The 11161-nt window shown below is 66.2% G+C and carries 8 protein-coding genes and 1 pseudogene; 1 reads left to right on the top strand and 8 read right to left on the bottom strand.

Annotated elements, in window-relative coordinates; all coding sequences use genetic code 11:
- Positions 1–40: 40 nt before the first annotated feature.
- The 8 genes and pseudogenes from ACVWW6_RS06375 to ubiE form a co-directional block, all read right to left on the bottom strand.
- On the bottom strand, positions 41–763 hold the full coding sequence (locus tag ACVWW6_RS06375) for a nucleotidyltransferase family protein (protein ID WP_028172501.1): 723 nt from the start codon (positions 761–763) through the stop codon (positions 41–43).
- Between the two features lie 193 nt (positions 764–956).
- The gene (locus tag ACVWW6_RS06370) at positions 957–1274 is read right to left on the bottom strand and encodes a PilZ domain-containing protein (protein WP_011083578.1); all 318 of its coding nucleotides are present in this window, start codon (positions 1272–1274) and stop codon (positions 957–959) included.
- An 87-nt stretch (positions 1275–1361) separates the two neighbouring features.
- The gene (tsaE, locus tag ACVWW6_RS06365; RefSeq protein ID WP_456680368.1) at positions 1362–2918 is read right to left on the bottom strand and encodes a tRNA (adenosine(37)-N6)-threonylcarbamoyltransferase complex ATPase subunit type 1 TsaE; all 1557 of its coding nucleotides are present in this window, start codon (positions 2916–2918) and stop codon (positions 1362–1364) included.
- A pseudogene (locus tag ACVWW6_RS06360) lies at positions 2915–5420 on the bottom strand (ATP-binding protein). The gene tsaE and the pseudogene ACVWW6_RS06360 overlap by 4 nt, the downstream one beginning before the upstream one ends.
- Positions 5421–5796: 376 nt before the next feature.
- Positions 5797–6255: a dUTP diphosphatase gene (gene dut / locus ACVWW6_RS06355; RefSeq protein ID WP_011083581.1), complete on the bottom strand. Its 459-nt coding sequence runs from the start codon at positions 6253–6255 to the stop codon at positions 5797–5799.
- Positions 6252–7703, bottom strand: a complete 1452-nt coding sequence (gene coaBC / locus ACVWW6_RS06350; protein WP_456680367.1) for a bifunctional phosphopantothenoylcysteine decarboxylase/phosphopantothenate--cysteine ligase CoaBC — start codon at positions 7701–7703, stop codon at positions 6252–6254. The genes dut and coaBC overlap by 4 nt, the downstream gene beginning before the upstream one ends.
- 56 nt (positions 7704–7759) lie before the next feature.
- A complete protein-coding gene (gene ubiB / locus ACVWW6_RS06345) occupies positions 7760–9334 on the bottom strand; it encodes a 2-polyprenylphenol 6-hydroxylase (RefSeq protein WP_011083583.1) in 1575 nt (524 codons plus the stop codon).
- Positions 9331–10092, bottom strand: coding sequence for a bifunctional demethylmenaquinone methyltransferase/2-methoxy-6-polyprenyl-1,4-benzoquinol methylase UbiE (gene ubiE / locus ACVWW6_RS06340; RefSeq protein WP_011083584.1), 762 nt, complete (start codon positions 10090–10092; stop codon positions 9331–9333). Before ubiE ends, ubiB begins: the two co-directional genes overlap by 4 nt.
- A gap of 81 nt (positions 10093–10173) precedes the next feature.
- Here ubiE and mutM point away from each other — a divergent pair, with 81 nt between their 5' ends.
- Entirely contained in the window at positions 10174–11055 is an 882-nt protein-coding gene (mutM, locus tag ACVWW6_RS06335) for a bifunctional DNA-formamidopyrimidine glycosylase/DNA-(apurinic or apyrimidinic site) lyase (protein WP_271555662.1), read from the top strand.
- The last annotated feature ends 106 nt before the right edge of the window (positions 11056–11161 follow it).

Below are 11161 nucleotides of genomic sequence, written 5' to 3'. Positions count from 1 at the left end.
ACGCTTCGCTTTGCCCACCCTACGGCACCGTGTTCGCGGCCTACGCCACGCTCTCCAGAAATGCCTCTTCCGCGGCATGCACCGCATCAGGCGTGCCGACATGCATCCAGACGCCGTCGAGGCGCAGGCCGAACAGGCGCTCCTGCTCGTTGGCGCGGTCGAACATCTTGGTCAGCGAGAACTCGCCCTGCGGCGCATCGGCGAAGATCGACGGCGACAGGATCGCCGCGCCGGCATAGACGAACGGAACGACCTCTTTCTCCTTGCGCTTGCGCAGGGCTCCGTCGGGCAGCATGCCGTAATCGCCGCGGCCGCTATAGCCGATGCTGGTCGCCGTCGGCGCCATCAAGAGCAGGATGTCCATGCGCGCGGGATCGAAGTTTTCGGCAAGCCGCGCCAGGTTCGAGCGCACGCCGTCGATCCACAGCGTGTCGGAATTGACATGGAAGAACGGCGCGTTGCCGAGCAGCGGCAGCGCCTTGACCACGCCGCCGCCGGTGCCGAGCACCAGGTCGCGCTCGTCCGAGATGGTCACGCGCGGATGCTGGCGCGATGCGACGTGATCGATGATCTGGTCCGGCAGGTAATGCACGTTGACCACCGCCTCGCTCACGCCGGCCTGGCCGAGCTTGTCGAGCACGTGGTCGAGCAGCGGCTGGCCCGCCACCGGCACCATCGGCTTCGGCATCTTGTCCGTCAACGGACGCATGCGCAGGCCGAACCCTGCGGCGAGCACCATGGCTTTGGTCGGTTTGACGGACATCGTTTGCTTTCTCAGATTCGTCTTTCTCAGCCTCGTGGACTCAGAACTCTTGGGATTAGAACTCTTGGAATTACTCTCGAAATTGCCCTTGGAATTCGCGTTCGCGGCAATCCTAGCACGGGACTCATTCAGCCGCACCGCATCTCAACCGCCTTAGCCACCTGCCGTGACGGTTGTACGACGGGTGTGGCCGTTACGCCCCGACGGATGCGGAACGCGCCTTTTTCTTCTTGTCGCCGAGCTTGAGGAAATTGACGCCGATCTGGTCGCCATTGACCCAGGCAAGCTCACAGCGCCGGTACGCGAGTCCGGTGGATGACAGCAGGAGAAAAAATTCCTTCAGATGGAGGCCCTCGACCGAACCGTCGATGGTCAGCTTGGCGCCGCTCTGGGAGACGTCCTCCATGGTGCAGTCGCGCCGCCACGTGCCGTCGATTCCCATCATCTGGGCCGGAATCCCACGCTCGAAAACAACCCGGCTGTTGCTGCGCTGGTCTGTCTTCACCGCCATCTGCCCTTGCTCCAGCCCGGTAATCATTCGGCTCCTTGCCGCCAGAATACCGACGTCTTGGCTAACAGCCGGTAAATCGGGCCCGAATCAGCCTTGGGGCGGTTCTGGTGCCGGTTCTTGTGACGGCCTTTGGGGTGGCGGGACGTTGGCGAGATACCAGTCGCGCAAATGGCTGAGCGCGGGATGCGCCAGCGAGCGCTGGAGGTAGGTCCAGATCCGCGGCTGGTGGCGCAGGTAATGCGGCTTGCCGTCGCGGCGGTTGAGCCGGGCGAAGGTGCCGAGCAGGCGGGTGTTCCGCTGCGCCGACATGATGGCGTAGAGCTCGGCGAAACCGGCCGGATCGAAGCTCGCATCACCAGCGCGGCGCGCCTTGATGTAGCGCGACAACAGCGCCAACTCGAGATTCTCGGGCAAGTCGATGCGGGCGTCCTGGAGCAGCGACACCACGTCGTAGGATTGCGGCCCCAGCACGGTGTCCTGGAAATCGATCACGCCGACGCGTTCGATGCCGGTGCGCATCCCGAGCCAGATCAAATTGGGCGAGTGATAGTCGCGGATGATCCACGTCCTCGGCGCGGCCAGCGGCTTCTGCAGCAGCTCACGCCACATCGCAAAGAATTCCGCGCGCTTCGGCTCGCTCAGCGGCGCGTTGCGATCGGGCAGATACCATTCCGGCATCAATCCGATTTCGATCAGCATCGCCTCGATGTCGAAGACCGGAATGGCGTAGCTCTGCCCGTCCAGCGGCAGCGTCTCCGGCAGCGTCTTGCCGTGCAGCACCGCCAGCACGTCGGTCGCGGCTTCGTAGCGCTCGGGAATCGGGCGCGGCGGGTTGCCTTCGATTACGCCTTCGCTGCCGAAATCCTCCGATATCAGGAAGCCGTGGTCGAGATCGGCATGATGGATCGCGGGCGCCGAGATGCCTTGCGCGCGCAGGCCTTCGTCGATGGCGACGAAGGGTTTGACGTTTTCGGCGAGATGCACCGCGGCGCTGTAGGACTTTCCGTTGTAGAGCGCCGCGCCGTCGGGGCGCTGCGGAAAGTTCATGAGGATGACGATCTCGTCGTCGCGCAGCAGCCGCGCGTAGGACCGTGTCGAGGCGTCGCCGGCCATGCGCCGCCGCGTCGCGTCGAGATAGCCGGATGCGTCGAGGAATTCGCGCAGCGCTTTCAGACGCGCGACCTGGGCTGCGCCCTTGCCGTAACCGGTGACGTCGGCGGCACGTGCGTTCGAGCCCAGAGCGGGACGATGGTTGAGTGCGATGTCGATGCGATCCTCGGGCAGCGCCGACGGCGCACGCTCCGGCCATTCGATCAGGACAAGCGTGGCATCCGGCAGCGGCGACAGCCCGATCTCCTCGAGCTCGCTCTCGTCCTCGACGCGGTAGAGGTCGGCATGCATGACCGGAAACGGCGGCAGCTCATAACCCTGCACCAGAGTGAAGGTCGGGCTCGGCACTTCCAGCGCCTCGTCGTCGGCGAGGTAGCGGATCATGGCGCGGGCGGCCGCGGTCTTGCCGGCGCCGAGGTCGCCGGTGAGCGTGATGACATCGCCCGGCCCGACCAGCAGCGCGAGATCGGCCATCAGTTGCGCGGTGGCCGTCTCGTTGTGAAGCGCGACGGAGAATGTGGTTGGCGCGCTCATTCGGCGGCGTCGCGATGCGCCGCCTGGTCGGTCGGGAAGTCGCAGATCACGACCGTGCCCCTGCCCACGATCGAATCCACCCGCACCTTGCCGCCATGCAGCTCGACGAAGGAGCGCACCAGCGACAGGCCGAGCCCGGCGCCGCGGTGACGCGACCCCTGCGAGCGGCTTTCGAACCAGTTGAACACCTTGTCCTTCATGTCGGCAGGTATTCCAGGCCCGGAATCTGTCACAGTGAAGACCACACTGTGCTCGGTGCGACGCGCGCTGATGCCGACGGTGGAATCCTGTGGAGAAAACCCGACGGCGTTGGCGAGGAGGTTATAGAGCACCTGCACCACGCGCTTTTCGTCGCCGATGAAGCTGCCGATATCGGGCGCGATCTCGACCTTCAGGCGGATGCGGTCGGTGGCGAGCCGGTCCTGGATGCCTTCGGCGGCGAGCTCGATGGTCTTGCTGACGTCGACCGGGCCGAGTTCCAGCTTCATCGCGCCGGCGTCGATGGTGGCGAGATCGAGGATGTTGTTGGTCAGCGCCAGCAGCGCGTTGGTCGATTTCGTGACGTAGTCGAGATATTCGGCCTGTTTCGGCGTCAGCGGTCCGGTCGAGGGGTCGCTGAGGAAATGCGCGAAGCCGATGATGGTGGTGAGCGGCGAGCGCAGCTCGTAGGAGACGTGGTGGACGAAATCCACCTTCATCTGGTCGGCGGCCTCCAGCGCCTCGTTGCGCTCGCGCAGCGCGCGCTCGACGTTCTCGGTGTCGGTGATGTCCTGGAACGTCAGCATGGTGGCGCCGTCGTGCAGCGGCCGGATCATGCCGTCGAGCACGCTGCCGTCCTTGCGCTCCAGCTTCAGCGGCACGTCGGCGCGGCTCTCGATCGAGGTGACGGCCTCGCGGATCTGCCGCCAGACCACGGGGTCGTCGAACAGCTGATGGCACCAGCCTTCGACGGTCTGGATGTGCGGCTCGTCGCGCATCGCGTCGCTCGACAGCTTCCACATCCGGACGAAGGCCGGGTTGAACAGCTGCGCCTTGCCGTTGCTGCCGAACACCGCGACGCCCTCGGCGAGGCTGTCCAGCGTCTCGCGCTGGACGCGGATCATGCCGTCGAAGCGGCGGGCGAGCTCGAGGCTCTCGGTGACGTCGTCGAACAGATAGGTGACGCCGCCTTCCGGGTTCGGCGTGGTGACGACGGAGAGGGCGCGGCCGTCGGGCAGATACCAGGTATCCTTGGCGGCCTCGACCGCGCGATACGCCTCGTGCAGCTTGGCCTTCCAGGCGCGGAAGTCGGGCTGCTCCGGCAGTTTTCGCGCGGCACGGAGCTGGTCCAGCACGCTGGAATCATCGGGATTGGCGTCGAGGAAGGTACGGTCGAGGTCCCATAGCCGGCGGTAGGAATCGTTGTAGAAGGCAAGGCGCCGGTGGCCGTCGAACACGGCGACGCCGGAGGAGAGCTGGTCGAGCGTGCGGCGATGCGCCTCCGCCATCCGCACCAGCGCCGAGCTCAGCGCATCCGCCTCGCTGGCATCGATCGCGACGGCCGACGCTGCCGCTGCCGACATTGACGGCGCGCACGTCGTAGATGCGCCGCTCGCCGCCGATCACGATCGGCAGCCGGGAGGTGAAATTGGCCGCGTCCTTCAGTCCCCGTTCCATGGCGCTGCGGTCGGCGCTGTCGAGCAGCTCGAGCTTGCGCTCGTGAGCGTCGCTGAAGCTTGCAGCCTCGGTCGCACGGACATAGGCCGGGTTGGCGAACGTGAGCGCACCGTTCTCGCCCTTGGCCCAGATCGGCCAGGGTGCCGCCGCAGCGAAGCCGCGCAGCATCTCGGTCTCGTCGGAGAGCGCCTTGTAGCGCAGATTGGTTTCGGCGAGATCCCGGCGCAGGCCCGAGAGTTCGCGAATCCTGACAATGGCCTGGCCACCGATGGCGCGGCCGATGGCTTCCAGCGTATGGCCATGCGCGGTGGTCAGCGTCAGCTGGAACCCGTCGCCGCGGTCGCGCAGCGCATCCACAGCGTGGTCCATCTGGAGCGCCGGTTCCGGCGGCAGCCAGGTTCCGAAGGCGAGCACGCGCTGCGGGGAGGAGTCGCGCGGCAGCACCATCGAGACGTCGCCCGAAATCTGCGCGCGGTTGTCGCCGGCCGGCCAGGAGATCAGGATCTGCGGCTCGGCGAACAGCAGCGCGCCGAAGCGGTCGGCCTGGAGTTGCAGTTCCCCGATCCGCGCGCGCAGCCGCGCCTCGTTCTTCGCCGTGCGCACGCGCGTGCGCATCAGCAGGATCGCGGCCATCACCGAGAAGCCGAGCAGCGCCAGCGCGGTGGCGAGCACCGCAAGTTCCTGCCGGTTGAAGTCCAGCAATTCCGAAAGTGTGCCAACGAAGTCGGCGGCCTCAGCCGGCGCAGCCGGCAGCAGCGCCGCGAGAGCGCTCCCGATCAGGCCGTCGCGCACGAGCGATGTGCACGATAGCAGCGTCCGACGCATCGACACGATCACGCCTGACATAGTTGCCCCAAGACCGCACGAATTTACGCGCGGCGACCCCCGTCGCGCGCGAATCAAACGACAATACCCCCACCGTGACTCCACCGGTAAGAGTCCAGATCGTGAACGCAAAGGCGGCCCCAAAAAAATGCGGGACGTGGCGTTCCGGGTTCACGTAGTTCTTCGGGGAATTCGGCTGGAGTTGCCGTGCGTTAGCGGCCCATGCGAATTGTTGCCCCGATGAAGGTGCGCTCCCTCTCCCGCTCGCGGGGGAGGGTTGGGGAGGGGGTGTCTCCGCGGTGGGAATCCCCAAGAGGAGAGAACCCTCACCCGCGTCGCTTCGCTCCGCGACTTCTCTCGCAAGCGGAAGAGGTGAAGCCCAACTCGCTGCCGTGCGTTAGCGGCCGGTCGAGCCGAAGCCGCCGGCGCCGCGATCGGTCGCCGACAAGGTCGCCACCGGAACCAGCGCGGCCTGAACCACGGGCGCGATGACCATCTGCGCGATCCGCTCGCCGCGCTTGATCACGAAGGCCGCTGCGCCGTGGTTGATCAGGATCACCTTGATCTCGCCGCGATAGTCCGCGTCGATGGTTCCGGGCGAGTTCAGCACGGTGACGCCGTGCTTGGCGGCAAGCCCCGAGCGCGGCCGCACCTGCGCCTCGTGCCCGGGCGGCAAGGCGATCGCAAGGCCGGTCGGCACCAGCGCATATCGGCCGGACGCAAGCGTCAGCGGCGCGTCCTCCGGAACCGCGGCCATCAGGTCGAGACCGGCGGCCTCCGCCGTCTGATAGGCCGGCAGCGGCAGGCCCTCGGCATGCGGCAGGCGTTGCAGTTCGACCGTGACTTTCGTGCTCAAGATGCGGGCTCCAGGGATTTGCCGATCACACTCTTGACGATATGTGCGATCAGCTCGGTGGCGACCTGTTCCTTGGTCATCGCGGGCCAGGAATCAACCGCGATCTCGCCGTTCTTCTCACCATTCTTGCGGCTGATGAGGTGGACAGTGTTGCGGTCGCCGCCCATCACGCCGGTCGCCGGCGAGACGTCGTTGGCGACGATCCAGTCGCAGCCCTTGCGGGCAAGCTTTGTCTTGGCGTTGTCGATGAGGTGCTCGGTCTCGGCGGCGAAGCCGATCACCAGCGGCGGGCGCTTGTCGGTCAGCTTCGCGATCGTGGCGAGGATGTCGGGGTTCTCGACCAGCTGGAGCGGCGGCATGCCGGCCGAGGTCTTCTTCAGCTTCTGCTCGCCCTCATTGGCGACGCGCCAGTCGGCGACCGCGGCGGCGAAGATCGCGATGTCGGCGGGAAGGGCCGCCTGCACCTGCTCCAGCATCTGCCGCGCCGATTCCACATGCTTCACCGTCACGCCCTGGGGATCGCCGAGATCGACCGGGCCGCTCACCAGAATCACCTGGGCACCGGCGGCCTGCGCGGCGGCGGCGATGGCAAAACCCTGCTTGCCGGAGGAGCGGTTGGCGATGTAGCGCACCGGGTCGATCGGCTCGTGGGTCGGGCCCGCGGTGATCAGCACGCGCTTGCCGGCGAGCGGGCGCGGCACCGGCGGCCGCAGCAGGCGCTCGGCGGCGGCGGCGATCTCCAACGCCTCGGACATGCGGCCGATACCGGCTTCACCCGCCTCGGCCATCTCTCCGGAATTCGGCCCGATCAGCACGACGCCGTCGCGCTGAAGCTGCGCGACGTTGCGTCGGGTCGCCGCGTTGTTCCACATCAGCGGATTCATCGCCGGCGCCAGTAGCACCTTGCGGTTGGTCGCGAGCAGGATGGCGCTGGCGAGGTCGTCGGCATGGCCGTTGGCCATCTTGGCCATCAGGTCGGCCGTGGCGGGGGCCACCACGATCAAGTCGCAGTCACGGGCCAGGCGGATATGGCCGGCGTCGAACTCGCTCTGGGGATCGAACAGGTCGGTATAGACGCGCTCATGCGAAAGGGCGCTGACCGAGAGCGGCGTGACGAATTGCTGGGCCGCGTTGGTCAGCACGCAGCGGACCTCGATGCGCCGCTCCTTCAGCCTTCGGATCAGGTCGAGCGATTTAAAGGCCGCGATCCCGCCGCCGATGATCAGGGTGACGCTGGCCTCGGCAAGGGCGCCGGTACGCTGAGGCGTCGGAGCGGTGGATGCCGCAGGCGGCACCGCAAAGGGCGTCAGCGGCTCCTCACGGCCCTCGATCAGCTCCCGCAGGATGACCCGGACCTCTTCCTCGAGGGACCTGTGATTCTTGGCCGAACGCAGCCGCAGATAGGTTTTGACGTGTTCGTCGAGCTTGCGGATGGTTAGGCTCGCCATGACGCCCTCCGGCACGGAATGATAGCGATGCTATCAATCGAATGATTGCAATGCAATCACAAATTCCGGACGGCGATCAGGATCCCGATGAAGGTCGCTGCGATGATCCAGAGCGCCACCGTGCGCCAGCGGTTCTTGCGGCCCTCGCTGCGGCCCATCGCCGCGATGCTCTCCGGCGACAGCCGCAGGCCCTCCCGCGTCATGGTCTCGAGCTGCTCGAGCACCGCGACCGAACGCTGCGCGATATCGGGCAGGCGCATCAGCACGCGGGCGAGGTCGCCGCCGCCGGTGAGCGCGCCCTGCACCCGGCCGATCGGCCCGAGATTGCGCTCGATCCACTCACGCACCACGGGGTCGGCGGTCTTCCAGATATCGAGCCTGGGATCGAAGCCGCGCGCCACGCCTTCGACCACGACCATGGTCTTCTGGAGCAGGATCAGCTCGGGCCGTGTCGTCATGTCGAACAGGCCGGTGACCTCGAGCAGCAGCGTCAGCAGCCGCGCCATCGAGATCTCCTCGGCGGTGCGGTTGTGGATCGGCTCGCCGATGGCGCGGATGGCTTGCGCGAAATTCTCGACGGAGTGGTGCGCGGGCACATAGCCCGCCTCGAAATGCACCTCCGCCACACGGCGATAATCGCGGGTGATGAAGCCGAGCAGAATTTCGGCGAGGAAGCGCCGCTCCTTCATCCCGAGCCGGCCCATGATGCCGAAATCGACCGCGACGAGGCGGCCGGTGTCGTCCAGGAAAAGATTGCCCGGATGCATGTCGGCGTGGAAAAAGCCGTCGCGCAGCGCGTGGCGCAGAAAGCTCTGGATCACCTTGCGGCCGAGATCGGGCAGGTCGACCTGCGCCTCTGCCAGGCGCTTGTGATCGTTCAGCGCGATGCCGTCGATCCACTCCATCGTCAGCACGTTGTGCGTGGTACGGTCCCAGTCGACCGTGGGCACGCGGAAGTCGAGATCGTCGCCCGTGTTCTCCGCCATTTCCGACATTGCAGCCGCTTCCAGCCGCAGGTCCATCTCCATCGCGACCGAGCGCGACATGGTGTTGATGACCTCGATCAGGCGCAGCCGCCGCGCCTCGGCCGAATAGGTCTCGGCCTTGTGCGCAACGTAGAAGAAATCGGAGAGATCGCGGCGGAAGCGCGAGGCCACATTCGGGCGCAGCACTTTCACGGCGACTGCCTTGCGGATGCCGTCACGTACCACTTCGCCGCGATGCACCTGAGCGATCGAGGCGGCGGCGACCGGCGGGCCGAGGCTCGCGAACACGTCCTTGAGCGGACGCTCCAGGGAGGCTGCGATCGCAGCTTCCGCTTCTGCTTGCGAAAACGGCGGCAGGCGATCCTGGAGACTTTCCAGGTCACGCGCCATGATGACGCCGACGACGTCGGGGCGCGTCGCCAGGAACTGCCCGAGCTTGAGATAGGCCGGGCCCATCCGGGTCAGCGCGCGCGACAGTCGCGGTCCGTGCTTTGGACCGCGCCGTTCGACGATGCGCGCAAGCTTCAGCGCGAGCTGCCCGGGCGGCGGCACCAGGCTCGGATCGACGGAGCCGAACACGCCTTCGCGCGCGAACACGAACGCAGCGCGCATGAGGCGCGCGGTGTGGGTAATTGCAGAAATCACAAACGCCAGCCCGAATGCAGTGCGACGATGCCGCCGGACAATGTCTGCCAGTTCACGCGGGCAAAGCCTGCGTCGCGGATCATGTCGGCGAAGGCGTTGGGCTTGGGAAACTTGCGGATCGATTCGACGAGATATTGGTAGGACTCGGCGTCGCCCGTGATCATGCGGCCGAGCGGCGGGATCACCTTGAACGAGAACAGGTCATAGAGCTTGTCGAGGCCGGGCATCTCGACGGTGGAGAATTCCAGGCACAGGAAGCGGCTGCCGGGCCTCAGCACGCGATAGGCCTCGCGCAGCGCCAGGTCGATCTGCGGCACGTTGCGGATGCCGAAAGCGATCGTATATGCGTCAAAGCTGCGGTCGGCAAAGGCGAGCGCTTCGGCATTGCCTTCGACGAAATCGACCTGGGTCTCGAGATGGCGCTTGGCGGCGCGCTCGCGGCCCACGGCGAGCATGTCGGAATTGATGTCGCAGACCGTGGCGTGGAAGCCGGGGCCGGCGGCCTTGGCGGCGCGGAACGAGATATCGCCGGTGCCGCCGGCGACGTCGAGCAACGCGAACGGCCGGTCGCCCCTCGGCGGATCCAGCGCGTTGATCATGATGTCCTTCCAGACCCGGTGCAGGCCGCCGGACATCAAGTCGTTCATCAGGTCATAGCGCGACGCAACGCTGTGAAACACATCGTTCACCAGCGTCTGCTTGTCCCCCAGGGGAACGTCCCTGAAGCCAAAATGCGTGGTTTCGCCCGGCCGATCCATTACTCTGCTCCACGAGGCGGACCATAGCGCGCCCGCCGCAATGGCGCTATCACACCGCCCTCATAAGGTGAATGCCTGACCATGCCTGAATTGCCCGAAGTCGAGACCGTCCGCCGCGGCCTTCAGCCCGTCATGGAGGGTGCGAAAATCGTCGTCGCGGAGGCCCGCAGGCCGGACTTGCGCTTTCCGTTCCAGCCGGACTTCGTGGCCCGGCTCCAGGGGCAGGTCGTCACGGGGCTCGGCCGCCGCGCAAAATATCTCATGGCCGATCTGGCCTCCGGCGACGTGCTCTTGATGCATCTGGGCATGTCGGGCTCGTTTCGCGTCATCAAGCCGGACAATGATGCCGCACCTGGGGAGTTTCACTATCCACGGGGTAAGGACACCACCCATGACCACGTGCTGTTTCGGATGTCCTCCGGCGCCGACATCGTCTTCAACGATCCGCGCCGCTTCGGTTACATGAAAGTGATCGCGCGCAACGCGCTCGAAGACGAGCCGCTGCTCCGCGGCCTCGGCCCCGAGCCGCTCGGCAACGAATTCGATGCCGCGATGCTGGCGCGATCCTGCGAAGGCAAGGCCACCAGCCTGAAGGCCGCGCTGCTCGACCAGCGCGTGGTGGCAGGGCTCGGCAACATCTATGTCTGCGAAGCGCTGCATCGCTCGCACCTGTCGCCGCGCCGGATCGCTGCGACGTTGGCGACCAGGAAGGGCGAGCCAACGGATCACGCGAACAGATTGGTCGGTGCGATCCACACCGTGCTGAACGACGCCATCAAGGCCGGCGGCTCGTCACTGCGCGACCATCGCCAGACCACAGGTGAGCTCGGCTACTTCCAGCATTCGTTCAAGGTCTATGACCGCGAAGGCGAGACCTGCAAGACGCCTGCCTGCGGCGGCACGATCAAGCGCTTCACCCAGAACGGCCGTTCGACCTTCTGGTGTCCGAAATGTCAGAAGTGAGGATCAGGCTCGCGAGCGCGAGGCTGTGAGTCTCTGCGAGCGTGACGAGCTCACCACGACGTCATTGCGAGTGCAGCGAAGCAATCCGGCCGGGCTGGTGGCCGGA

Source organism: Bradyrhizobium sp. USDA 3311, from assembly GCF_054062495.1.
Note: the sequence above shows the minus strand (reverse complement) of the source record. Positions and strands in the feature narration are given on the sequence as shown.

What these genes read in the sequence shown, in the direction of transcription:
- ACVWW6_RS06375 (WP_028172501.1), bottom strand. Translation starts at nt 763, where the DNA reads ATGTCCGTCAAACCGACCAAAGCCATGGTGCTCGCCGCAGGGTTCGGC.
- ACVWW6_RS06370 (WP_011083578.1), bottom strand. Translation starts at nt 1,274, where the DNA reads ATGGCGGTGAAGACAGACCAGCGCAGCAACAGCCGGGTTGTTTTCGAG.
- tsaE (WP_456680368.1), bottom strand. Translation starts at nt 2,918, where the DNA reads ATGAGCGCGCCAACCACATTCTCCGTCGCGCTTCACAACGAGACGGCC.
- coaBC (WP_456680367.1), bottom strand. Translation starts at nt 7,703, where the DNA reads ATGGCGAGCCTAACCATCCGCAAGCTCGACGAACACGTCAAAACCTAT.
- ubiE (WP_011083584.1), bottom strand. Translation starts at nt 10,092, where the DNA reads ATGGATCGGCCGGGCGAAACCACGCATTTTGGCTTCAGGGACGTTCCC.
- mutM (WP_271555662.1), top strand. Translation starts at nt 10,174, where the DNA reads ATGCCTGAATTGCCCGAAGTCGAGACCGTCCGCCGCGGCCTTCAGCCC.